Below are 25327 nucleotides of genomic sequence, written 5' to 3'. Positions count from 1 at the left end.
GTGGCTGCCGCGACTTTGCATGTTAGGGGTTCGATGACAACGTGGTCAACAAAACAAAAGTAATCGCAGTATATATCATAGGCAGCATTTTATGGATTGCCGCCACCGACACCCTGCTCAATATGCTGTCGATCAGCCGCGATGTATATATGGCGCTTGGCGCCGCCAAAGGGGCCGTGTTTATTTTGCTCTCGGCCATTTTTTTGTACCAGCTGTTAAAAAAGCGCGAGCAGCTGGAAAAGACCGAGGAAAATGAACAGCAGCTGCTTACGCTCATCAATTCGATGCCAGATTTCGTTTGCTTTAAAGACAGCGAGGGGCGATGGCTGCGCGTCAACGATTTTGGCCGGCGGCTGTACCGCCTCGAACAGATCGATTATATCGGGAAGACGGACCGCGAGCTTGGCGAGCTTGTCCCGTTTTTTAAAGAAGCGTTTGCGCAGTGCATTGCATCAGACCGCGAGGCGTGGGAGAGCGGAAAGGTGACGCGCCGCGAGGAGTCGTTTGCGACGCCGGATGGGGAAGTGAAGACGTTTGACGTCATTAAAGTGCCGCTCTTTGACGAAAACGGAGCGCGCAAAGGGTTGTTGACGATCGGCCGCGACATTACCCAGCAAAAGCTTGCCGAGGAGCTGCTCTTGAAAAAAGAAAAGCTGTCCGTCCTTGGCGAGCTGGCCGCCGGCATTGCCCATGAAATCCGCAATCCGCTCACCTCCATGAAAGGATTTATTCAGATGATGCAAGAAACGCGCGAAGTGAATGATCATTATATGCGCATTATGTTAAGTGAACTCGGCCGCATCAACCAAATTGTCAGCGAGCTGCTGGTGCTCGCCAAGCCGCAAAGCCACGATTATCGGCCGTTTTTGCTAGACGAGGCCATTTCGTATGTCATCAGCTTGATTGGCCATGAGGCGACGTTGAACAACGTTTCCATTTCCGTCCATAACACCGCTCCGAAAGCTTGTGTGTACGGCGATCAAAACCAAATTGTTCAAGTGTTGTTGAACGTTATGAAAAATGCCGTCGAAGCGATGCCTGATGGAGGAATTTTATACGTCCACGTTGCGGAAGGGGACGGGAAGATCTATGTCGATGTTGCCGACACCGGCGTCGGCATTTCGAAAGAGCGGCTGCAGAAAATCGGTGAACCGTTTTTCACTTTGAAAGAAAAAGGAATGGGGCTCGGGCTGACGACAAGCATGAAAATCGTTCAAGAACATAAAGGAACGATGCGGATCGAAAGCGAGGTTGGGAAGGGAACGACTGTTCATTTGACGTTTCCGTCCGGCGGCGTCAAAGCCGCAAACGGCCGGCAAAATGCGCTGTCATAACAACAGGCGTCCACGCAGAGCGAGGATGTCTGTTTTTTTTTTGGCTAACGTCTCAATCGATGGCTGATAGACAGTCGAGTTGCACGGCGGGCAGAGGCCGATGCTTTGCCGATCACCATAGGCAATGTCGGCACATAGCGGTTTGGAACATGAAACGCTTCTTTGTTTGCCGGCTTGGCCCGGCGCGGCGTCGATAGCGGTAAGACAACTAAGGGAGATGTTTCGTTTTGGCCTGAATTCGGGAAATGATAAAAGTGAAACCTTCCACGCATGATAAACGTAATTCGAAAAAGAGACTTAAAGCGAAGGAGTGTGAAGGGATGTTGATTGCCCAACTGGCGGTCATTTTGTTCGCCGCCAAACTTGCCGGTGATGCGGCCGTGCGCCTTGGCCAGCCCGCCGTGCTCGGCAAGCTGCTCATCGGCATTGTGCTTGGCCCGAGCGTGTTCGGTGTGATCGAGGATACGGATCTTTTGCAGGAGTTAAGTCAAATCGGCGTCATTTTGCTTATGTTTATCGCCGGCCTTGAGACGGATATGGACCAGTTTCGGCGCACTGGAAAAGCTGCTGTGGCGGTCGGAGTGCTTGGCATTCTCGTTCCGCTGCTCGCCGGGTATGCGGCCGGCGCAGCGTTCGGCATGGAAACCGGCACGGCTCTTTTCCTCGGACTTTTGCTGTCCGCAACGAGCGTCAGCATTTCCGTGCAGGCGCTCAAAGAGATGGGACAGCTGCAATCGAAGGAAGGATCAGCGATTCTTGGCGCGGCGGTCATCGACGACGTGCTGGTCGTCATTGCCTTGGCGTTTTTATTAAGCCTAACTGGCGGCGACGTCGAGCTTGGTGCGGTCGTGCTGAAAAAAGCTGTTTTTTTTGCCGTCGCCATTTTGCTCGCTTGGAAAGCCATCCCGCTCGTATTAAAGTGGTTTGCCCCGTTGCGTGTGACAGAGGCGGTTGTCTCGGCCGGGCTGGTCATCTGTTTTGCATTTGCCTATTTTGCTGAGGCGATGGGGGTGGCGGCGATCATCGGCGCCTATATGGCCGGGCTTGGCGCGAGTTTTACGGACTATCGGGAAGAAGTATTTGAGAAAGTGGAAACGATCGCCTATTCTTTGTTTGTCCCTGTCTTTTTTACCTCCATCGGGGTTGCGGCCGACTTTTCCGGCATCGTCGAGCATTGGCCGCTGATTGTCGGTTGGAGTGCGCTCGCGATTTTGACAAAGCTTGTCGGCGCCGCGCTGGGGGCAAAATGGGCCGGATTTTCGTGGGGAAGCTCGCTGGCGGTCGGCGCTGGCATGGTGTCGCGCGGTGAGGTGGCGCTCATCATCGCCGGCATCGGCTTGGAAGCCGGCCTGCTTGATGGGAACATGTTTGCGGTCATGATCATCGTCGTATTGGTAACGACTGTTGTGACGCCGCCGTTATTGAAGATGATTTTCAGCCGTCTTCATCCGGTGCGCCGGACGGCCTAGTCGCCGTCGAAGTGGGCAGCCGGGCCGATGGCCGGCGCTATAGCGGCAAAACAGCGGGGCTGTCCCCAAAAAAGGGCAGCCTCGCTGTCGCTACGAGCGGTTCTTTTTCGCTTGCTTGGCCGTATCCACGCTGTCTTTGGCCATTTCTGCCTCCGCCTTGGAGACGGTCGGGTTGGCTACTTCTTGGCTCACCTTGTTTTGTCTTCCTTTGTTCGACATGCGATCCCCTCCTTTCGGCCAGTTTCGCTCCGCTTGCCGTATGCCCGCAAAATGCTGTTTAGTTCGCTGCTATGTTTCGTCGGAATTTGATGGCGGGCCTGGTCAATAAACACAATATCTGCATGCGGCACATAACGTTGGAACATAGCGATATACGGATGGATGTAACGATCGCGTGCTCCATAAATAAGGAGCACGGGCAAGCGGAGGGAAGACAGTTGTTTTGTGCATCCATAAACAAGCCCAGCCTGGTACATGGCGTTTAAATCCCGTTTATGGGTCAGCCGGGCGTACCGCCGCAACAGCTGCCATTCGCGCCAGTTCGTTTTGTGCCCCCAAGCAAGAGCCGCCGCAAGCAGCGGGATGGCCCCAAGTTTTGCGGCGGAGATGCCGAGCAAAAACTCGCTGAACAAAAGCGGGGTGCACACTTCCGGAAACCCGCCGATCAAAACGAGCTGTTCGACATGCTCGGGATAGCGGAGCGCGAAATCAAGCGCAATGGATCCGCCGTTTGAGTAGCCGCAAATGATGGCGCGCCGAACGCCGAGGGCGCGGAGCAATACGGAAATGTCGTCGGCAAGCAGCGGTACGGTGATCGGTGCATCTGACGAACTGCTTCGCCCGTTTCCACGCATATCATACAAAATAAGGCGAAAATGGCGGGCGAGCGGTTCTTGGCGGCAAAAAACGGCATGCCCCATTCCTGGGGGATGGATGAACAAAAGCGGTGTTCCTTCTCCTTTTTCCTCATAGTAAAGGCGGACTCGTTGGTTGATCGATACGTATGGCATATTCTTTCCTCCCTCCCATTAGTATGTCGAGAAGAGCGGCGTCCCATCCAAAAAACGTCATTGAGAGCGATGGCCCATCCGGTTTATAATGTAGTCTGCATAGACTAGCGGCAGACGATGGGTGCGGAAAGGAGGGAGGCTGATGGAACAGCCGTTTCGCGTCGAAAAAACGCTCAACAACAACGTGTTAATCGCTTCCCATCCGGCATATGGCGAAGTCGTTTTGCTCGGCAAAGGAATCGGCTTCGGCAAAAAACGGGGGGACGAGATTGCCAAGAGCGCTGTGGAAAAATGTTTCGTTCTGAAAAACGAACGCGAACAAGAGCAATACAAAAAGCTGCTTCCGGAATTGAGCGAAGAATTCATCGCCCTCATGAGCGAGGTGGTTCAACATATTCAGCAACGCGTGGGCGCGCCGCTCGACGAGCACATCCATGTGGCGCTGACGGACCATATCGCTTTTACATTAAAGCGGCTTGAACAAGGATTGGATGTCAAAAACCCGTTTTTGGCTGAGACGAAAAGCTTGTATCCGTTGGAATATGAAATTGCCAATGAAGTGGCCCGCATGATTGAACAAAAGCTCGGGATTGTGCTGCCTGAAGGAGAGGCAGGCTTTATTGCCCTTCATATTCATAGCGCGATTTCCAAGCAAAGCGTGTCGGAAGCGAATCGATATTCCCAGCTCATTGCTGATCTTGTCAAGATCGTCGAGCAACAGCTTGGCGTTGACATCGACCGCGAGAGCGTTCATTATTTGCGGTTTGTCCGTCACTTGCGCTATGCGATTGAGCGGATGAAAAAAGGCGAAAAAGTCGAAGAACCAAAAAATTTGTCGAAAATCTTGAAGGAAGCGTATCCATTATGCTATAATCTAGCATGGAAGTTGGTCAAAGTCATGCAGCAAACGCTTCATCTGCCGGCGGACGATGCCGAGGCGGTCTATTTGACGTTGCATTTGCAACGGCTGGCGGAGAAAAAGAACAATACAACTGCATAGGTTGTCTCGCTTTACGTGTTACTGACTCGATCAGGCATGAGTAAAGAGGGCAAATAAGGCGGCAACAGCTGCGAATTCATCTTTGCGCTGTTGTAAGCGTTCTTTTTGTCTCTCTTTAGTCATGCCTTTTTTATTGCGCCGGCTCCCTCGGAAACGCCCGCTTCATTTTCGGTACATGAATCGGTCGTTTGCTGTAAAACTTAAGAAAAGGAAACTAAAGGAGGTTATGAAGATGAAACGAGCGTTTGGCACGCTGCAAAAGGTCGGGAAAGCGCTCATGCTGCCGGTGGCGATCTTGCCGGCGGCCGGGATTTTGTTGGCGCTTGGCAACGCCTTGAAAAACCCGGCGCTCACGGATAAAATTCCCGCATTAAAAGCCGATTGGGTCGTGCTCATCTCCAATGTGATGGAGCAAGCAGGCGGCATCGTCTTCTCCAACTTGTCGCTCTTGTTTGCGGTTGGTGTGGCGATCGGCCTTGCCGGCGGGGACGGAGTCGCGGGCTTGGCGGCGATCATCGGCTACTTGATTATGAATGTGACGATGAGCGTCATCTTAGGTGTAACGGCCGATATGGTCGGCGCCGACCCGTCGTACGCCAACATTCTCGGCATCCCGACGCTGCAAACCGGCGTATTTGGGGGGATTATCGTCGGGATTTTGGCAGCGTACATGTACAACAAATACTTCAATATCGAACTTCCGCAATATCTCGGCTTTTTCGCCGGCAAGCGGTTCGTGCCGATCGTGACGGCGGCGTCCGCAGTCGTGCTTGGCATTCTCATGACATTCGTTTGGCCGCCGATTCAGCACGGGCTCAATGCGTTTTCGCACAATATGATCGATGCGAACAAAACGTTGGCCGCGTTCATTTTCGGCGTCATCGAACGGGCGCTCATTCCGTTTGGTTTGCATCATATTTTCTATGCACCGTTTTGGTTTGAATTTGGCGAGTACGTCAATAAAGCCGGGCAAGTGGTCCATGGCGATCAAAAAATCTTTTTCGAGCAACTGAAAGACGGGGTCAAATTGACGGCCGGCACGTTCATGACCGGGAAATTCCCGTTTATGATGTTCGGTCTCCCGGCAGCGGCGCTCGCGATCTACCACGAAGCGCGACCGGAAAACAAAAAAGTCGTTGCCGGCATCATGGGGTCGGCCGCGTTGACATCGTTTTTGACCGGGATTACCGAACCGATCGAATTTTCGTTCTTGTTCGTCGCCCCGGCGCTGTTTGCCATTCACTGCGTCTTTGCCGGCTTGTCGTTTATGATCATGCACCTGTTGAACGTCAAAATCGGGATGACCTTCTCCGGCGGGGTCATTGACTTCTTGCTGTTTGGCGTTCTGCCAAACCGGACGGCATGGTGGCTTGTCATTCCGGTCGGCTTGGTGTTTGCCGTGATTTATTATTTCGGATTCCGCTTTGCGATCCGCAAATGGGATTTGGCGACGCCGGGCCGGGAAAAAACGGTCGAGGAAGCACCGAAAGCCGAGGCAGCCGCCGCTGGCGATCTGCCGTACGAAGTGCTCGCCGCCCTTGGCGGAAAGGAAAACATCGAACATTTGGACGCATGCATTACGCGTTTGCGCGTTTCGGTCCATGATATCGGCCGGGTCGATAAAGACCGGTTGAAAGCGCTCGGCGCCGCAGGGGTGCTTGAAGTCGGCAACAACGTGCAAGCGATTTTCGGTCCGAAATCGGATATGTTAAAAGGGCAAATTCAAGACATCATGCAAGGAAAAGCGCCGGCCCGGGCGGAAGAGAAACCGAAAGCAGCGGCCTCGGAAGCCGCGAAGTCCGAAACGATTGCTTCGCCGATGTCAGGAGAGGTCGTTCCGCTCGCTGAAGTGCCGGACCAAGTGTTTTCGCAAAAAATGATGGGCGACGGCTTCGCGGTCATGCCGACGGACGGCACGGTCGTCTCTCCGGTTGATGGCAAAATCATCAACGTATTTCCGACGAAGCACGCCATTGGCATTCAGTCGGCCGGCGGGCATGAAATGTTAATCCACGTCGGCATCGACACGGTGAAGCTGAACGGCCAAGGGTTTGAAGCGCTTGTCAAGGAAGGCGACGAAGTGAAAAAAGGGCAGCCGATTTTGCGCGTCGACCTTGATTATGTAAAACAGAACGCGCCATCGATCGTCACGCCGGTGATTTTCACGAATCTCGAAGCCGGCGAAACGGTTCACATCAACAAGCAAGGCCCGGTTGCTCGAGGAGAAGACGCTGTTGTTACGCTCAGCTAAACTGCTTATTCGCGGCGGGGCGGGGCCAAGCATTTTCCGTTGCCTCCCCGCCCCTGCATTTGATATGATGGCAAAGAAAAAATTGAAGAAAAGGGGAATGATGGACATGGCAGAAAAAACGTTTAAAGTCGTTTCTGATTCCGGCATCCACGCTCGTCCGGCGACGATTTTGGTGCAAACAGCGAGCAAATTCAACAGCGAAATCCAGCTTGAGTACAACGGCAAAACGGTGAACTTGAAATCGATCATGGGCGTCATGTCGTTAGGAATTCCGAAAGGGGCGACGATCAAAATCACGGCAGAAGGGGCCGATGCGGCAGAAGCAATGGCGGCGTTAACCGATACGTTGGCAAAGGAAGGCCTTGCGGAATAATGGAAAAGACGATTCATGGCATCGCCGCTTCAAGCGGCATCGCCATCGCCAAGGCATACCGCTTGGAAACGCCTCATTTGGCGGCCGAAAAACGGACGGTCGCCGACGTCGAGGCGGAAATTGCGCGGCTTGAGGCGGCGGTCGCGAAAGCGAAAGAAGAGCTGGAAGCCATCAAACAGCATGCCTTGGAAAAGATTGGTGAAGACAAAGCCGCCATTTTTGCCGCCCACTTGCTTGTGCTTGACGACCCAGAATTGCTGAACCCGATTAAGGAAAAAATCAAAACAGAACAAGTGAATGCGGAATATGCGCTCCATGAAACGGCATCGTTTTTCATTTCCATGTTTGAAGGCATGAACAATGAGTATATGAAAGAGCGGGCCGCCGATATCCGCGATGTGACGAAGCGCGTCCTCGCCCATTTGCTTGGCGTGACGATCTCCAATCCGAGCCTCATTTCCGAAGAGGTCGTCATTATCGCTGAGGATTTGACGCCATCCGATACGGCGCAGCTGAACCGCCAATATGTGAAAGGATTTGCCACCGACATCGGCGGGCGAACGTCGCACTCGGCCATTATGGCCCGCTCGCTCGAAATTCCGGCTGTCGTCGGCACGAAGGCGGTAACGGCGGAAGTAAAAAACGGCGACATGGTCATCGTCGATGGGCTCGACGGTCAAGTCGTCGTCAATCCGTCTCCGGAGCTGCTTGCGCGTTATGAGGAGAAGCGGGCTCGCTATGAGGAGCAAAAAGCGGAATGGGCGAAGCTTGTCGATCAACCGACGGTCACCGCTGATGGCGTGCACGTTGAGCTGGCGGCCAATATCGGCACGCCGGACGATGTGAAAGGAGCGTTGGCCAACGGGGCGGAAGGGATCGGATTGTATCGCACGGAATTTTTATACATGGGACGATCCGAGCTGCCTACGGAAGACGAACAGTTTGCGGCTTACAAAACGGTGCTTGAACAAATGAATGGCAAGCCGGTCGTTGTGCGTACGCTTGACATTGGCGGCGACAAAGAGCTCCCGTATTTACACTTGCCAAAAGAGATGAACCCGTTTTTAGGGTTTCGAGCCATTCGCCTTTGCCTGGAAATGCAAGACATGTTCCGCACGCAGCTGCGCGCCTTGCTGCGGGCGAGCGTGCACGGCAATTTGAAAATCATGTTCCCGATGATTGCGACGCTCGATGAATTCCGCCAAGCGAAAGCGATTTTACTCGAAGAAAAAGAAGCGCTCCTCCGCCAAGGCGTCCCGGTCGCCGATGACATTGAAGTCGGCATGATGGTGGAAATCCCGGCTGCCGCCGTCATGGCCGATCAGTTTGCCAGGGAAGTCGATTTCTTCAGCATCGGCACAAACGATTTAATCCAATATACGATGGCGGCCGACCGGATGAATGAGAGGGTGTCGTATCTATATCAACCGTACAACCCGGCCATTTTGCGGCTCATCAGCTATGTCATTGACGCCGCTCACCGCGAAGGGAAATGGGTTGGGATGTGCGGGGAAATGGCCGGCGACCCGATCGCCATTCCGATTTTGCTTGCCCTTGGCCTTGATGAGTTCAGCATGAGCGCCACCTCGATTTTGCCGGCGCGCGCCCAGTTGAAGCGGCTGTCAAAAGAGGATGCGGTCTGCGTGAAAGAGACAGTGTTGTCGCTCGGCACGGCTGAGGAAGTCGTGTCGTTTGTCAAACGAACGTTCCATATGGCTTGATCATAGCGAAAGGTGCAACGGCATGAATCGGCCGCTGCGCCTTTTTTTGCCTTTAAAGGCAAGACATATGTTTCCGCGCTCTGTTCAAGCCAACAACGGTGTCGATGATTCATAGCCATACCGCTGCCGGATCGTAAGTGAAAGGCCTAAAGCGATGACTTTCGCCATTTGGTAAACAATGTGCAAATTCGTGTACGGAAGTGCGCTCATATCGGCGGTATCTTCCATCACGACGCCCATCATGCTGATGTCGCCAATCGATGGCAGCGATTTGCCAAGCGCAGTGCCAGGGGAAAGGGCGCCAGGGCGGATGGCGATCGTATGGACAAACGGCTGCGGCCCGACAATGCTGTCGATCGCCACTACATATGCTCCGTGTTCGTTTTGCAATTGCTCGGAAACGCGTCGGATGTTTGTCGCATCGACAGGTTGCCTGAGTGTGCCGATTACGGTTAGATGATCCGGATAGGCGTTTTCAAGCAGCGTGCCGACGAACGGCCCTAGGCTGTCGCCGTTGATACGGTTGCTGCCGATGCAAACGACGGTCAAACGGGAAATGTGCGCTGGCAGCAGGGAAAACAATTCATTGCGAATAAGCAAAGGAGCAAGCGGATCACTATACAAAATCGATTTCATCGGCCGCGATTCCTTTCTGTCGGTCGTTCTCCTTTTCTTAGTTCGCGGCCGATGCTGGTGATTCCTTTTTTTCGTTTCTGTCAATTGTGTCCTTGTTTTTGCTTGAACGGATTGCGCCATTCCATCAGGACGGCATAGTTGCGCGATTCCTCATCTTCCAAATAATTGTGAACGACCGCCAGCGGGGTGCGCCCGCAACGGAGCAAAAATGTAATGACCGGATCGTTCAGCTCGCCAGCAACGACTTTGTCGATGTAGGCTTCCGGCGATAGTTCAGCCGCATGTCGATGGTAGCCAGGCATCCGCCCGCCGCCGAGCAGCCGGTCAAGGCCGAGATGGACGACGACTTCATACATCGACTGCATGAGCCACTTGCCGAGGCCGAGCTTCCGGTATGGCGGCGAGACGCAAATGTCGACGACATACAGCGTGTTGCCATCCGGGCGGTGGTTGCGGATGTAGCCGCCGTCGGTGATCTCTTCCCATGTATGATCGGCATGGGCTGGATCAAAATCAACGATCAAGCCGGTCATCGATCCGACGATGCGCCCTTCGACTTCGACGCAAAGCGCTCCTTCGGGAAACAAGGTGACATGGTTGGTTAATTGTTCCTCGTTCCACCATAACTCCGATGGAAACGGGGGCGGAAAACTTTCTTGCTGCACGCGGATGAGATCAGCGAAGTCGTCTGTCGTATAGTTGCGGATGACTGCTTCGCGCGGGGTGTTGCCGTCAAAGACGTATAAACGTTTATCGTACATGCCGATCCCCCTTGCTTTTTTACCTTCATCATAACGGAAAACGCGAAAAAATGGCAAGAAAAGCCTCCGACAACTAACAGCGGCCGGAGGTTTTTTGCTCGACATACTCGCTCACAAGCGCTTCGATTTGCTGTTCATCGGGCTTTTCGCCGCAAAATGCAAACTCAATTTCCTCAATCAATTCACCGTCGCGATAAACGTGCAGCGCCCCTTTTTGCAGCAAGACGCTGTATTCGATCTCAAATCGATATCCTTCGTGTTCGATGGCGCCCAATTGTCATTCACCTTCCTCTCGTTTATTGTCTCATGTGCGTCGATTCGTTATGTATGAATTAAGAAGGTCCTCCTATAGACGGGGGCCGATCGTCCTTTGTATAATGAAAATTAGTGCGACAAAAAGAGGAAACAGAGGGGAGAAATAGCGAGTGTTCCGGACATTGCGCAGCAAATTGATCGTCTTGATGGCTTTATTGTTAGTGATTTCATTGGCAGCAACACAACTCGTTGGGGTTGTGCAAATGCGGAAGATGGTGGATGCTGACGTGAAACAGCGGGCGCAGACGGCGCTTGACGGACTGCTCGGCGATATTCGCGACAGTTTTCAAAGTGAGGAGAATAGCTTAGTGCAATTCAGTGAATCGCCGTTGGCTTTGCAAATGGTTCAAGATGAAAAAATGTGGCTGCAGCTTGAGAAACAGTTCCGCACGTTTTTGCGCCTGCATGAGAATGTGCAATTCATCTATATTGGCACGGAGCAGAAGAAAATGTATATATCGCCGATGACAGAGCTCCCGGACGGATACGATCCGACGAGCCGCCCGTGGTATAAAGAAGCGATGAAGCGGCCGGATGAAGTCGTGTGGACCGAACCTTATGTCGATGCCATTACCGGCAAGCACGTTGTGACGTTGGCCAAAGCAGTGAGCGAAAACGGCCGCATTGTTGCGGTCATTGGCATCGATATGACGCTCGATGCGGTGACGAGAATCGTCAATGCGAGCGACGTCGGCTATCACGGCTATCCGGTGCTGTTTGACGCGAAGGGGACGGCGGTCGTCCACCCACAATACAAGGGGAAAAACATGGCGAAAAACGCGACGGTCCGCTATATGCTCGAGCATGAAAAAGGAATGCACGAATATGAGCAAGACGGCGAACGGCGGGTGATTTACTTCACTACGATTCCAGAGCTCGGCTGGAAAGTCGGCGCTGTCTATAGAGAAAGCGATTTATCCGCGATGAGCCGCTCACTTGGGATGACGATGCTTGTCATTACGGTGATTGCGTTCATCATCGCTTTGGTCGTCGTTTATTTCTTGGCGCGCTCGATCACAAGGCCGATTGTGGCGCTGCAAGAGCAAGTCGAAAAGGCAGCGGGCGGTGATTTGACCGTGCAAGTGCGCACCGTTGGCAAAGATGAAATCGGCCGCCTCGCCCGCCATTTTAACGAGATGATCGATCATATGCGCGCGCTGATCGGCGAAGTGAACCGATCGGTCAACGAGCTGGCCGCCTCGGCTGATCATTTAAGCGCCGTCTCAGAGGAAACGATGGCGACAAGCGAACAAGTGGCCAAAGCGATCGGCGAAATCGCCAAAGGAACGACCGATCAAGCAGGAAGCCTTGATACGATCAATGAGCGGACGACGGCGCTGTCGCAGCAAATCGAAGCGGTCACGAATGCGACGGCTGGCATGGAGTCGCTGTCCGATGAAACGAAAACCGCGAGCTACGACGGCTTGGAGCATTTAAACATTTTGCAGAAAAAATCGGAGGAAGCGAAAAATGAACTCGAGTCTGTAGAAAATGTCATTAGCGACCTTGTGAAAAAGATGGATGAAATTGACGGTGTCATTCAAACGATCACGGCCATTTCCGGACAGACGAATTTGCTGGCGTTAAACGCCAGCATCGAGGCGGCGCGGGCTGGCGAGCATGGGAAAGGGTTTGCCGTTGTCGCCGATGAGGTGCGCAAGCTGGCCGAACAATCCGCGAAAGCGACGGAGATGATCCGCGCGACGATCGCCGCCATCCAGCAGCAAGCCGGGCTGGTGATGGAGGCGGTCCGCCGCTCCAAGCAGGCGTACGACGAACAGCGGGAAGCGGTGCACACGACCGGCGATTCATTTGTCAAAATCACTGGCATGATGGAGCAAGTGGCAACAGCGCTCGCTGGGATTATGGAGGAAGCAAAGCGGATGAACGCGAGCAAAGACGATGTCGTCGGGGCGATGCAAAACATCGCCGCCATCGCCCAACAAGCAGCGGCAGCGGCGGAAGAAGTGGCTGCTTCGGCTGATGATCAGTTGCAGGCGCTTTCGACGGTGACCGAATCGGCGGAGGCGTTAAGCGAAATGAGCCGGCAGTTGAAACAACTGGTTGAGAAGTTTAAGATTTCATAAAAAATGGAAGGCGTCCTAGCGGCAACGGGGCGCCTTTTTTATCATCTCCAGCCGAGAAGGCTCCCATTTCCGCGTGCGTAAGTGGGGGATGAAGCATCAAGGATGTTCCCTAACGCCGCCCAAAATAAAGAAGGATTTCGCTTGCTGTCTTCGTAAGACAACGGAACCGTGGGACACACGAGGATGGCTTGGCTGGCAAGCCTGTCGTGGAGCGGTTATTCCAAAGAATCTCCCACCGCTAAACGTTTGCGCAGGCAAGAGGCGTTCAATCATTTTCGAATAGGAGACTTTCACTTTCGCTTTGTACAGGGTGCAGTCCAAAATAAGCGGGAGATGAATGTCGGTCGGCGTTTACTTAAAATCATGAATGTCCCGCCGCCGTGCAGTCACGATCTTTTTTGTATTCATACAATGATAATAAGTGAAATTTTTTCAGCTTCTTCGTCGATTTTAGTGAGCGATAGTGCTAAAATAAATAGTGAAAACGTTTATACCGTTATTTTGCTGTACGTTTGGGGATGCTGGCAGCGCAATGAGGACTTTTATGCATAGCTGTTGCCAGCCCAAACGATGCGAAAACAAGGTGGAGGTTTTTTCACGATGGCAAAACAGACGAACTACGCTCAACCGTGGAGCCAGTTTTACGGGCCGAACCTCGGTTATGTCATCGACATGTATGAACAGTATCTCGATGACCCGGACAGTGTCGACCCGGAACTGAAACGATTATTCGAACAGTGGGGGGCGCCGGTTGTCGAAGAGCCGGTTTCACCGGCAGACGGCGGTGTGGCACAAACACACCAAACATTTCGGCTGCCGGAAACGCCGAACGCCTTCAGCAAGCTTGTCGCCGCTGTCAAGCTGGCGGACAGCATTCGCCATTATGGTCATCTGGCTGCCGACACGAATCCGCTCGTCAAAGAAGAGAAAAAGCTGCGCCGTCTCGAGCTTGACGAGTACGATTTGACGGAAGAGGACTTAAAGCGCATTCCAGTTGCGTTCCTTTGCCCGCATGCTCCGGCCCATGTTCAAAACGGCTGGGATGCCATCTTGCACTTGCGCAAAGTTTATACCGATAAAATCGCGTTTGAATTCTCGCAAGTACATAATCTAGAAGAAAGGAACTGGCTCATCCAGCAAATTGAGTCCGGAGCGTACTATCCGAGCCTGGCGAACAAAGAGCGGGTCGCCTTGTTGCGTCGCTTGACGGAAGTCGAAGGGTTTGAAAAATTCATCCATCGGACGTACGTCGGGCAAAAGCGGTTTTCGATTGAGGGGCTTGACGCCATGGTGCCGCTTTTGGATGAGCTTGTCAGGCAGGCGATCGAACATGAAATCGATGCCGTCAACATCGGCATGGCGCACCGCGGCCGGCTGAATGTGCTGGCTCACGTGCTCGGCAAGCCGTACGAAATGATTTTCGCTGAGTTTCAGCATGCGGAAAGCAAAAATTTCATTCCGTCTGAAGGGTCAGTGGCGATCACGTACGGGTGGACGGGCGATGTCAAATACCACTTAGGGGCGGCGCGCCGCCTTCGCAATAAAAGCGCGCATACGATGCGGATTACGCTCGCTAACAACCCAAGCCATCTCGAAGTGGTCAATCCGGTTGTGCTTGGCTACACGCGCGCCGCGCAAGAAGATCGGACAAAACCAGGCGTGCCGGTGCAAAATACTGATGCGTCGTTTGCCATCTTGATTCACGGCGATGCCGCGTTCCCGGGACAAGGGATCGTCGCGGAAACGCTCAACTTAAGCCAGCTGCGCGGCTATACGACCGGCGGGACGATCCATATCATCGCCAACAACATGATTGGCTTTACGACGGAGAGTTACGATTCACGCTCGACGACGTATGCTTCCGATATGGCGAAAGGGTTTGAGGTGCCGATTGTGCACGTCAATGCCGACGACCCGGAGGCTTGTTTGGCGGCCGCATGCTTGGCGTTTGCCTACCGCCAGCGGTTTAAAAAAGACTTTGTCATTGACCTAATCGGTTACCGCCGTTTCGGTCATAATGAAATGGATGAGCCGATGGCGACGAACCCGACGATGTACGCGATCATCAACCAACATCCGACCGTACGCCGGCTGTATGCGCAAAAATTGATGGAAAAAGGGATCATCACCGAGCGGGAAGTCGACGAAATGGAGCAAGAGGTGGCGGAACGGCTGAAAATCGCCTATGAGCGGGTGCCGAAAAACGAAGACGAGCTTGATTTCATCATGGATCCGCCCAAACCGGTCGTCGATCGGCTGCCGGAAGTGAAAACAAGCGTGGCGAAAGACGTGCTCCATCGTGTGAACGAAGAATTGTTGCAGTTTCCGGACGGATTCAACGTCTTTAACAAGCTTGAGCGCATTTTAAAACGGCGAAGCGGCGTGTTTGCGCAAAACGGCAAAGTCGATTGGGCGCACGCGGAAATTTTGGCGTTCGCCACGATTTTGCAAGACGGGGTGCCGATCCGTCTGACTGGTCAAGATTCGCAGCGCGGCACGTTCGCACAGCGCCATTTAGTGCTGCATGACGTCAAAACCGGCAAAGAGTATGTGCCGCTTCACCATATCAGCGGCGCCAAAGCGTCATTTGTCGTGTACAACAGCCCGCTGACGGAAGCCGCCGTGCTCGGCTATGAATACGGATACAACGTGTACGCGCCGGAGACGCTCGTGCTGTGGGAAGCGCAATTTGGCGACTTCGCCAACATGGCGCAAGTAATGTTTGATCAATTCATTTCATCCGGCCGGGCGAAATGGGGGCAAAAATCTGGGCTTGTCATGCTCTTGCCGCACGGCTACGAAGGGCAGGGCCCGGAACATTCAAGCGGCCGCGTCGAGCGCTTTTTGCAGCTGGCGGCGGAAAACAACTGGACGGTTGCCAACTTATCGACGGCCGCGCAATATTTCCATATTTTGCGGCGGCAGGCGGCGCTGTTGACAAGGGAAGAAGTGCGTCCGCTCATCATTATGACGCCAAAAAGCTTGCTCCGTCATCCGCTGGCGGCATCGGATGCGGAAGCGTTCGTTGACGGTGCGTTCTCGCCGGTGCTGGAACAGCCGGGATTGGGCGCTGACGCTGGCAAAGTGGAACGCATCGTGTTTGGCACCGGAAAATTGATGATCGATTTAGCCGAACAGATCGGCAAAACCGAAGGGCTCGATTGGCTGCACGTCGTGCGCATTGAAGAGCTGTACCCATTCCCGGAAGAAGCAGTGAGAGACATCATCGCCCGCTATCCGAACGTCAAAGAGCTCGTCTGGGTGCAGGAAGAACCGAAAAACATGGGCGCGTGGACGTATATGGAGCCGCACCTGCGGGCGTTGGCTCCAGAGGGTGTCGATGTCAGCTACATTGGGCGGCGCCGGCGGGCCAGCCCGGCGGAAGGCGATCCGGTCGTCCACCGAAAAGAGCAAGAGCGCATCATCCGCTGTGCATTGACGAAGCATGAATGATGACTACGGAACATTTGAGGAGGGCATCAACGTGGCTGAGATCAAAGTCCCAGAGTTAGCAGAATCCATCACGGAGGGAACGATCGCCCAATGGCTGAAAAAACCGGGCGACTACGTGGAAAAAGGAGAATCGATTTGCGAGCTTGAAACGGATAAAGTGAACGTGGAAATTATGGCGGAAGAGTCGGGTGTTTTGCAACAGCTGCTTGCCAATGAAGGCGATACGGTTGCGGTCGGTCAAGCGATCGCCATTATCGGAGAAGGAGCGGCGTCGGCACCGCCTGCACCAGAGAAGGCGCCGCAGCTGGCCGAGGAACCAAAACCGGCTGTGCCGGTCGACCGTGCTGAGCAGCCAGCGCCGCAGCCGGTTGCGGTTGCCCAGGCGCCGAGCCAGCGGCCAATCGCCTCTCCGGCCGCCCGGAAAATGGCGCGTGAAAAAGGGATCGACTTGACGCAAGTGCCGACCGTTGATCCGCTTGGACGCGTGCGCAAACAAGACGTCGCCTCGTTTGCCGCCCAGCCGGCCGCCGCTCCGCAGCCGGCGCCGCAAGCCGCGCCGACGTCGACGCCGGCCGCCGTTCCAACCGCTGAGGCCGGCAAGCCGGTCATCCGCGAAAAAATGTCGCGCCGTCGGCAAACGATCGCCAAACGGCTGCTTGAAGTGACACAAACGACCGCCATGTTGACGACATTTAACGAAATTGACATGTCGGCGGTCATCGATCTGCGCAAGCGGAAAAAAGATAAATTTTTCGAAGAGCATGACGTCCGCCTCGGCTTTATGTCATTTTTCGTCAAAGCGGCTGTCGCCGCGCTGAAAAAATATCCGTACGTCAATGCGGAAATTCAAGGCGACGAAATTTTGTTGAAAAAATATTATGATATCGGCGTCGCCGTGTCGACGGACGAAGGGCTTGTCGTTCCGGTTGTGCGCGACTGCGACCGGAAAAACTTCGCTGAAATTGAGCGCGACATTGCCGAATTGGCCGCAAAAGCGCGCAGCAACAAGTTGTCGCTCGCCGATTTGCAAGGCGGCACGTTTACGATCACGAACGGCGGTGTGTTCGGTTCGCTTCTGTCGACCCCGCTTCTCAACGGGCCGCAAGTCGGCATTTTAGGGATGCATTCGATCAAACTGCGTCCGGTCGCCGTCGATGAAGAGCGGATCGAAAACCGTCCCATGATGTACGTCGCCTTGTCGTACGACCACCGCATCATCGATGGCAAAGAGGCCGTAGGGTTCTTAAAAACGGTGAAAGACTTGATCGAAAATCCGGAAGATTTGCTGCTTGAAAGTTGATTAGGAAGGAAAAGGGGAGCCTGCGATGCGCGGGCTCTTTCTTTTTCCCGCCTTTCCCTGATCGGTGAATGATTTTCCATGTCTTACGGAACACTACCGGAAAAAAGGGGGGAATTTGATGCCAGAGCGTGGACGAAACGATCACCCGCACATGTTTTACCGCGACGGCGCGCGTGAAAGCGTCATCAACGATCCGACCGCCGACGGCGCCGAGGCGATTGGGGTGCGGACTGATGCTGATCCGATGAAGGCTGCCAATCCGAATCCGTTTCACGTTGATCGCCTTGACGTCGAGGAAGAGATGAAACGGTTTCAGTCGCTTTTCGAAGAGAGGTGATCCGCCCAGCGGATCACTTTTTTCGCTGATCGAAAGAAGGAAAATGACGAATGAGCGCGAATATGGTTACGTAACACCCATTCTTTTGTTGGAGGGATGACGATGGAACTTGGATTGGCGGGAAAAACGGCGCTTGTCGCTGCCTCGAGCCAAGGGCTTGGCAAGGCGATCGCCCGGGCGCTTGTGCTTGAAGGAGCAAACGTGATGATCACGAGCCGAAACGAAGAAAAGTTGCACGAAGTGGCGGAAGAATTGAACAGTTTACATAAGGGACGCGTCGCTTATACGCGCACAGATGTCACCAACGCCGACGACATTCGCCAGCTTGTCGCCAAAACGGTCGAGACGTTTGGGACGATCGATTTGCTCGTCAACAACGCCGGCGGCCCTCCGGCGGGAACGTTTGAAACGGTGAGCGACGAAGACTGGCAATATGCGTTTGAGCTCAATTTGTTGAGCTATATTCGCCTCATTCGCGAAGCGCTCCCTTACTTAAAGAAAAAGGGAGGAAAAATTGTCAACATCGCCTCATCATCGATTAAAGAGCCGATTCCGGGACTTATTTTATCCAACACGTTCCGCACTGGCATCGTTGGGCTGACGAAAACGCTTGCTGTTGAGCTGGCTTCGGATGGCATTTTAATCAATACGGTGGCTCCTGGTCGGATCGCGACGGAGCGCGTCGCCTTTTTGGACAAAGTGAATGCCGAGAAACTCGGCATTACGAAAGAAGAAATGGAAGCGCGCATGAAAAGCGCCATTCCGCTCGGCCGCTACGGGACGCCGGAAGAATTTGCGAACGTCGTCGTCTTTCTATTGTCCGAAGCGAACTCGTACGTCACCGGACAAGCGTTGATCGTCGACGGCGGCATGGTCAAAGCGATTTAACGATTTTCGAAAGAAGCCTCCGCTGCTAAGCGAAGCGCAGGTGGTGGGCAGATCGCTGGGCGCTTGCGGCCAAACGGACAAGAAGGGAGAGGACAGCGTTGAAAACGATCGGGTTTATCGGCCTTGGCGTCATGGGAAAAAGCATGGCGCGCCATTTGCTGAAGGCGGGCTATCCGCTTCTCGTCTATACACGCACAAAAGAAAAGGCGGAAGACTTGCTTCAGGAAGGGGCGGTTTGGAAGGAAACGGTCGCTGATTTGGCGCGGGAGGCGGATGTCGTCATCACGATGGTTGGCGATCCTCACGATGTCGAGCAAGTGTATTTCGGCGAAGGCGGCATTTTGGAGAATGCGCGGCCGGGAACGTATGTCATCGATATGACGACGTCAACGCCGACGCTTGCAAAGTCCATTTATGAAGCAGCCAAGCAAAAAGGGATTCACGCGTTGGACGCCCCGGTGTCCGGCGGTGACATCGGTGCGCGCGAAGGAACGTTGACGATTATGGTCGGCGGTGATGAGGACGTCTTTTTGGCGTGCAAGCCGATTCTCGAGCGGCTTGGCACGAACATCGTGCGGCAAGGAGGAGCTGGAGCCGGCCAGCATACGAAAATGTGCAACCAAATTGCCATCGCCACCAATATGATCGGCGTTTGCGAGGCCATGGCGTATGCGAAGCGGGCTGGTCTTGATCCATTCAAAGTGTTGGAAAGCATCGCCAAAGGGGCGGCGGGCAGCTGGTCGCTGAGCAACTTGGCGCCGCGCATGTTGTCAGGCGATTTTGCTCCGGGGTTTTACGTCAAGCATTTCATTAAAGATATGAAAATTGCGCTTGAGGAAGCCGAGCGGATGAACTTGCCGCTGCCAGGGCTGGCGCTCGCCAAACAAATGTATGAGGAGCTGGCGCAAGCCGGTGAGGAAAACAGCGGCACGCAAGCATTGTACAAACGCTATATCAGACAGTGACATGGGGGGCGGATTCGTCCTCTCTTTTTTTGAATGTGAGATATATTTATCAAAAAATATTGAATATTTCTTTTGGTCGAGGTATAGTAGAAATAAAGGGCACATACTAACCGGTTAGTATACAGGGAGGGGATGACATGGACTTTTCCTATTCGCCGAAAGTCCAAGAGTTGATCAAAAAATTAAGCGCTTTCATGGAAGAGTACATTTATCCGAACGAAAGGGTGTATGAGGAGCAGCTGAACGCCCAAGAGTCAAGATGGTCAGGGGTGCCGCCCATCATCGAAGAGCTGAAGGAAAAAGCGAAAAAAGAAGGGCTCTGGAACTTGTTTTTGCCGGACAGCGAATACGGCGCCGGCTTAACGAACGTCGAATACGCGCCGCTTTGCGAAATTATGGGCCGTTCGCTCATCGCTCCGGAAGTGTTCAACTGCAATGCGCCGGATACCGGCAACATGGAAGTACTCGTCCGCTATGGAACAGAAGAACAAAAGCGGAAATGGCTCATCCCGCTCTTGAACGGAGAAATCCGCTCCTGCTTTTCGATGACCGAACCGGACGTCGCGTCAAGCGATGCGACGAACATTCGCGCTTCCATCGTCCGCGACGGGGACGAATACGTCATCAACGGGCGGAAATGGTGGTCGTCCGGCGCCGGCGACCCGCGCTGCAAAGTCGCCATTGTGATGGGGAAAACGAATCCGGATGCCCCGAAGCATGAGCAGCAGTCGATGATCATCGTTCCGCTTGATACGCCGGGGGTGAAAATCGAACGGATGCTGCCGGTGTTCGGTTTTGACCATGCGCCGCACGGGCATGCGGAGATTACGTATGACAACGTGCGAGTGCCGAAAGAGAACATCATTTGGGGAGAAGGGAAAGGATTTGCCATCGCCCAAGGGCGGCTTGGACCGGGGCGAATCCATCATTGCATGCGCCTCATCGGAGCGGCGGAGCGAGCGCTTGAACTCATGTGCCGGCGCGTACAGTCGCGGGTGGCGTTCGGCAAGCCGCTCGCTGAACACGGCGTCATCCGCGAGTGGATCGCCCAGTCGCGCATTGAGATCGAGCAGGCGCGCCTGTTGACAATGAAGGCGGCGTACATGATGGATACGGTCGGCAACAAAGCGGCGCGCAAAGAAATTGCGATGATTAAAGTGGTGGCGCCCAATGTCGCTTTGAAGGTCATCGACCGTGCCATTCAGGCGTTCGGCGCCGCCGGGGTGAGCAACGATTTTCCGCTTGCTGCCATGTGGGCGAACTCGCGCACGCTTCGGTTGGCCGACGGGCCGGATGAGGTGCATAAAGAGCAAGTAGCCAAGCTTGAGTTGCGTCCATATGAACAATAAAGGGAGAGGAAGTGGCGTTTATGCATGTGTTGGACTTGTTTAAAATCGAAGGAAAAACCGCCATCGTCACCGGCGGCGGGCGCGGGCTCGGCGAGCAAATCGCCGTCGGCCTCGCCGAAGCGGGGGCGAACGTTGTCGTCTGCTCGCGCAAAGTGGAGGCGTGCGAGCAAGTGAAAGAAAAGTTGGAACAGCTGGGCGTCCGTTCATTGGCGCTAAAGTGTGATGTGACGAACCCGGATGATGTCCAACATGTCGTCGAAACGACGGTGAAGGAGTTTGGCGGCATCGATATTTTGGTGAACAACAGCGGAGCGACGTGGGGAGCGCCGGTCGAAGAGATGCCGCTTGAAGCATGGCAAAAGGTGATGAACGTCAATGTAACCGGCACGTTTCTCATGAGCCAGGCGGCCGGCAAGGTGATGATTGAGAAGCAAACGGGCGGCGCCATCATCAACATCGCTTCCGTCGCCGGCCTTGGCGGCACGCACCCGGACATTTTAAATACGATCGGCTACAACACGAGCAAAGGGGCGGTTATTACGTTTACGAGGGACCTAGCAGCCAAATGGGGGAAGCACGGCATTCGCGTCAACGCGGTGGCGCCGGGCTTTTTCCCGACGAAAATGTCAAAAGTCGTTCTTGAACGCGTTGGGAAAAAAGTGCTCGAGCATACGCCGCTCGGCCGCTTTGGCGGCGAAGATGACTTGAAAGGGGCCGTCTTGTTTCTCGCTTCCCCGGCGTCCGCCTTTGTCACGGGCGCGCTCCTCGTCGTTGACGGCGGCAGCCACGCGACCGGCATTTAATTAAAAAAGGAGGAAACGCAAATGAGCGAAAAACGGGCGTTGTCTCTTTATCCGGAACACATTTCGTTCTATATGGATATTCCCGACAAAACGGTATGCGATGTACTGCATGAACGGGCGGCGGAATTCGGCTCCCAGCCGGCGCTGACGTTTTATGACCAAACGATCACCTATGCCGAGCTCGCTGCAGCAGTCAACCGTTTCACCTCGAGGCTGCAGGCGCGCGGCGTGCAAAAAGGCGACCGCGTCGCGATTATGCTGCCGAACTGCCCACAGTATGTCATCGCTTACTACGGCATTTTGCAGGCGGGCGCGATCGTCACACAAGTGAACCCGATGCTTGTTGAGCGCGAACTTGCCTATTTGCTCAAAGACTCCGGCGCCGAGACGATCGTCATTTATGAACCGCTTTATCCGCGCCTTGCCGCTGTCAGAGGGGAGACAGCCGTCAAACAAGCGATCACTGTCAGCTTCGGAGCGCCGCCATCCGTTTCGCTGGCTGAAGGAGATGTCACGTTTGACGAATTTCTTGCTGCAGGAAGCGGAGCTGTGCGCCCGGTGTCGATCGAATCAACGCATGACGTCGCTGTGTTGCAATATACTGGCGGGACGACAGGGCGCTCAAAAGGGGCGATGCTCACCCATCGCAACATTTTCGCCAACGTCTTGCAATGCGCCGAATTTTTCAAAGGGACATTTGAGTTCGGGAAAGAGCGATATTTAACCGTCATCCCGTTGTTCCACGTGTTCGCGATGACGTCGGGAATGAACTTGGCCATTTACCAAGGAGCGGAAAACATTTTGCTGCCGCGCTTTGAGCTGAAAGAAGTGTTGGAGACGATTCGCGACAAGCAACCGACCGTGTTTCCGGGAGTGCCGACGATGTACGTCGCGATTACCAATACGCCGGGCGTCGAACAGTACGGCATCAGCAGCATCAAAACGTGCAACAGCGGCAGCGCGCCGATGCCGCTTGAATTGATGCGCGACTTCGAAGCGAAAACGGGAGCGGTTATCCTTGAAGGATACGGCTTGTCGGAAGCATCGCCCGTGACGCATTGCAATCCGCCGTTTGCGGCGCGCAAGCCGGGCACGGTCGGCATCGGCATGCCGCTCACCGAATACAAAGTCGTCGATGTGGCGACCGGCACGCAGGAATTGCCGCCGGGTGAAGTCGGCGAGCTGATTATCCGTGGACCGCAAGTGATGAAAGGCTATTGGAACATGCCGGAAGAAACGGCGGCGGCGCTGCGCGACGGATGGCTGTACACTGGCGATTTGGCTTCGATTGACGAGGAAGGGTATGTGACGATTGTCGACCGGAAAAAAGATCTGATCATCGCCGGCGGCTATAACATTTATCCGCGTGAAATCGAAGAAGTGCTGTACGAACATCCAGCGGTGAAAGAGGCGGCGGCAGTTGGTGTGCCTGATCCGTACCGCGGCGAAACGGTGAAGGCGATCATCGTCCTGAAAGAGGGGATGCAAGCAAGCGAGGAAGAGATCATCGCCCATTGCCGAAAAAACTTAGCGGCGTACAAAGTGCCGCGCATTGTCGAGTTCCGTGCCGAACTGCCAAAGACGAACGTCGGGAAAATTTTGCGCCGCGCCTTGCGTGAAGAGGCGTCCCGCCCGCAATAACAGAGGGCTTTCGGCGTGTGAGTAAAATATTTGTGGGTGACATTCCGAAATGATCCCCGACGAGGGTTGCGAACTTTTGTTCGCGACGCTCGTCGGGGCCACCAAGCGAAGCGCGGTAGAAAAAAGCAAATGTCATGCAAAAAGGACTCTCTCCCTGCTATGATGGTGATTGTCAACATCAACCGAAAACAGGAGGGAGAGAGTCCATGAAACATCTTACCACAGAATGGCCTTTATTAAAAGAGCTGGAGGAACAATTAGTCAGAACTCTTCAAAAGGTGTTCGCTGTCTTGTTGGCGGCCCTTTTGGAGGAGATTGATCAACAACTGGCGGAAGCGCGGGACAAGCGCCGGTATCAGCTGAAAGACAAACGGCCGACTACGATCCAAACGCTGTTTGGAGAAGTGACGTTTCGACGGAACTACTACTATGACCGGCAAACGGGGAACTATACCTTCTTGCTGGATGCCGAATTAGGCTTTGATGGGGCCCGATCGATCAGTCCTTGCCTCGAGGAAACGGCGGTCGAGTTGGCCGTCGAGTGCTCTTCCTACCGCAAAGCGGCCCGTACGTTGGAGTCGATCGTGGGGTATGCGGTCATGAGCCACGAGGCGATTCGCCAACTGGTGCTGGAGGCCCCTGTCTCGCTGCACCGCCCTGTTTCCCAACGGCACGGCCGGGTGCTGTTTGTGGAGGCGGATGGACTGTTTATTTCCCGCCAGGGGAAAGGGAAACGGGCGAAAGAAGAGAAAATCCTGGCGGTTCACGAGGGATGGAAACGAAACGGTTCGCAGCTCGAGCTCGTGAACCGGCGCCACTACCTCCATGAAGGGGAGGGAGACGTGTGGGAACGGTTCGAAGAGTGGCTGATGAACGAATATGCCTATGATCCGTGCCGGGACCTGTTGATCATCAACGGCGACGCGGCGTCGTGGATCACGGCCTGCCGGGAGTATTTTGGGAAGCGGGCGTGCTTTCAGCTGGATCGATTTCATGTGGCGCGGGAGCTGCGTCAGTGTCTGTCCGGCCATCCGCGTTGGCGGGAGGTGCGGAAGAAGCTGGCGAAACAAGACGAAGAGGGGCTTCTCGTGGAGCTGAACAGCGCGGTCGGCACGTTGGAGGACGAAGCGAAAGAGAAGCAGATGGCTGCCATGATCCGCCGGATCGAGTCGATGCCGGGATGCATCCGGGACTATCGGGAGTGGCTGTCGGAGCAAGGGGTGGAGACGACCGGCATGCGTCCGATGGGCCACGCCGAGAGCGTGATGAGCCGGTTTGCGCATCGGGTGAAATCCCGCCGCAGCTGGAAAGACCAAGGGCTTCGGGCGTTTCTGAGGGCGATGGCGGCCCGAATCGACGGGATTTGGCGGAGAAATGGGCAGTTGGTGGAGGAAGAAGAGACCCGAACGGCGGCCTCGGCCTCAACAAAGTCCAAGCGGATCGAACAGGCCAAACGGAAGGCCGGACGGTTATGGGCAGATGTGGTGCGTCAGAATCTACCGTGTCTGCAGCGGTCATCCGGGACACCGATCCATCAAGCGTTGTCGGCGCTCCGGGATGGTGGTTGGGTGTAAAAAAATGGAATATCGTATCATCGCCTCAAGATGAGGGATGAGAGTCCGAAAGCGCTTACG

The 25327-nt window shown here is 54.4% G+C and carries 20 protein-coding genes; 16 read left to right on the top strand and 4 right to left on the bottom strand.

From position 1 onward, the window contains the following. Positions 1–41 precede the first annotated feature (41 nt). Positions 42–1334 (top strand): ATP-binding protein, encoded by a 1293-nt coding sequence (locus CWI35_RS05180; RefSeq protein ID WP_055358226.1) that lies wholly within the window; start codon positions 42–44, stop codon positions 1332–1334. 320 nt (positions 1335–1654) lie between these two features. After that, entirely contained in the window at positions 1655–2803 is a 1149-nt protein-coding gene (locus CWI35_RS05175) for a cation:proton antiporter (protein ID WP_014195304.1), read from the top strand. Between the two features lie 188 nt (positions 2804–2991). Here the strand turns inward: CWI35_RS05175 and CWI35_RS05170 are convergent, their stop codons facing one another. Then, positions 2992–3813, bottom strand: coding sequence for an alpha/beta fold hydrolase (locus CWI35_RS05170; RefSeq protein WP_011230490.1), 822 nt, complete (start codon positions 3811–3813; stop codon positions 2992–2994). A 142-nt stretch (positions 3814–3955) separates the two neighbouring features. Here CWI35_RS05170 and glcT point away from each other — a divergent pair, with 142 nt between their 5' ends. The 4 genes from glcT (at position 3956) to ptsP (ending at position 9158) form a co-directional block, all read left to right on the top strand. Beyond that, positions 3956–4813 carry a glucose PTS transporter transcription antiterminator GlcT gene (glcT, locus tag CWI35_RS05165; RefSeq protein ID WP_011230491.1) on the top strand — a complete coding sequence of 286 codons (858 nt, stop codon included), beginning with the start codon at positions 3956–3958 and terminating at the stop codon, positions 4811–4813. 232 nt (positions 4814–5045) lie between these two features. After that, positions 5046–7064 carry a glucose-specific PTS transporter subunit IIBC gene (gene ptsG, locus CWI35_RS05160; RefSeq protein ID WP_119877545.1) on the top strand — a complete coding sequence of 673 codons (2019 nt, stop codon included), beginning with the start codon at positions 5046–5048 and terminating at the stop codon, positions 7062–7064. A gap of 106 nt (positions 7065–7170) precedes the next feature. Continuing rightward, on the top strand, positions 7171–7437 hold the full coding sequence (locus tag CWI35_RS05155; RefSeq protein ID WP_011230496.1) for a phosphocarrier protein HPr: 267 nt from the start codon (positions 7171–7173) through the stop codon (positions 7435–7437). Further along, entirely contained in the window at positions 7437–9158 is a 1722-nt protein-coding gene (gene ptsP, locus CWI35_RS05150; RefSeq protein ID WP_119877544.1) for a phosphoenolpyruvate--protein phosphotransferase, read from the top strand. The genes CWI35_RS05155 and ptsP overlap by 1 nt, the downstream gene beginning before the upstream one ends. Positions 9159–9242: 84 nt before the next feature. Here ptsP and yyaC read toward each other — a convergent pair whose 3' ends face one another. From yyaC to CWI35_RS05135, 3 genes are all read right to left on the bottom strand, one after another. Further along, a complete protein-coding gene (gene yyaC / locus CWI35_RS05145; protein WP_011230498.1) occupies positions 9243–9794 on the bottom strand; it encodes a spore protease YyaC in 552 nt (183 codons plus the stop codon). An 80-nt stretch (positions 9795–9874) separates the two neighbouring features. After that, entirely contained in the window at positions 9875–10555 is a 681-nt protein-coding gene (locus CWI35_RS05140; RefSeq protein ID WP_119877543.1) for a GNAT family N-acetyltransferase, read from the bottom strand. 73 nt (positions 10556–10628) lie between these two features. After that, a complete protein-coding gene (locus tag CWI35_RS05135; RefSeq protein ID WP_025949657.1) occupies positions 10629–10829 on the bottom strand; it encodes a YbxH family protein in 201 nt (66 codons plus the stop codon). Positions 10830–10980: 151 nt separating this feature from the next. Here CWI35_RS05135 and CWI35_RS05130 point away from each other — a divergent pair, with 151 nt between their 5' ends. The 10 genes from CWI35_RS05130 to CWI35_RS05080 all read left to right on the top strand — a co-directional run bounded on the left by CWI35_RS05130 (position 10981) and on the right by CWI35_RS05080 (position 25267). Continuing rightward, on the top strand, positions 10981–12957 hold the full coding sequence (locus CWI35_RS05130) for a methyl-accepting chemotaxis protein (protein WP_119877542.1): 1977 nt from the start codon (positions 10981–10983) through the stop codon (positions 12955–12957). Positions 12958–13557: 600 nt separating this feature from the next. After that, positions 13558–16410: a 2-oxoglutarate dehydrogenase E1 component gene (locus CWI35_RS05120; protein WP_119877540.1), complete on the top strand. Its 2853-nt coding sequence runs from the start codon at positions 13558–13560 to the stop codon at positions 16408–16410. Between the two features lie 31 nt (positions 16411–16441). Next, positions 16442–17710: a 2-oxoglutarate dehydrogenase complex dihydrolipoyllysine-residue succinyltransferase gene (gene odhB / locus CWI35_RS05115; RefSeq protein ID WP_119878003.1), complete on the top strand. Its 1269-nt coding sequence runs from the start codon at positions 16442–16444 to the stop codon at positions 17708–17710. A 118-nt stretch (positions 17711–17828) separates the two neighbouring features. Further along, positions 17829–18047 (top strand): hypothetical protein, encoded by a 219-nt coding sequence (locus CWI35_RS05110; protein ID WP_033008438.1) that lies wholly within the window; start codon positions 17829–17831, stop codon positions 18045–18047. Between the two features lie 102 nt (positions 18048–18149). Beyond that, positions 18150–18935, top strand: a complete 786-nt coding sequence (locus tag CWI35_RS05105; protein WP_033025003.1) for an SDR family oxidoreductase — start codon at positions 18150–18152, stop codon at positions 18933–18935. A 98-nt stretch (positions 18936–19033) separates the two neighbouring features. Beyond that, positions 19034–19900: an NAD(P)-dependent oxidoreductase gene (locus tag CWI35_RS05100; RefSeq protein WP_119877539.1), complete on the top strand. Its 867-nt coding sequence runs from the start codon at positions 19034–19036 to the stop codon at positions 19898–19900. A 137-nt stretch (positions 19901–20037) separates the two neighbouring features. Beyond that, positions 20038–21249 (top strand): acyl-CoA dehydrogenase, encoded by a 1212-nt coding sequence (locus tag CWI35_RS05095; RefSeq protein WP_119877538.1) that lies wholly within the window; start codon positions 20038–20040, stop codon positions 21247–21249. 20 nt (positions 21250–21269) lie between these two features. Next, positions 21270–22052 (top strand): SDR family oxidoreductase, encoded by a 783-nt coding sequence (locus CWI35_RS05090; RefSeq protein WP_015374321.1) that lies wholly within the window; start codon positions 21270–21272, stop codon positions 22050–22052. A gap of 21 nt (positions 22053–22073) precedes the next feature. Further along, positions 22074–23693: a long-chain-fatty-acid--CoA ligase gene (locus CWI35_RS05085; protein WP_119877537.1), complete on the top strand. Its 1620-nt coding sequence runs from the start codon at positions 22074–22076 to the stop codon at positions 23691–23693. Between the two features lie 206 nt (positions 23694–23899). After that, the gene (locus CWI35_RS05080; protein WP_015374689.1) at positions 23900–25267 is read left to right on the top strand and encodes an ISLre2-like element ISGsp3 family transposase; all 1368 of its coding nucleotides are present in this window, start codon (positions 23900–23902) and stop codon (positions 25265–25267) included. The last annotated feature ends 60 nt before the right edge of the window (positions 25268–25327 follow it).

Origin of the sequence: [Bacillus] caldolyticus, from assembly GCF_003595605.1 — a bacterium.
In the GTDB taxonomy this organism is placed as follows: Bacteria; Bacillota; Bacilli; order Bacillales; family Anoxybacillaceae; genus Geobacillus; species Geobacillus thermoleovorans.
The sequence above is the reverse complement of the archived record's forward strand: the minus strand, read 5'-3'. Positions and strand labels throughout refer to the sequence as shown.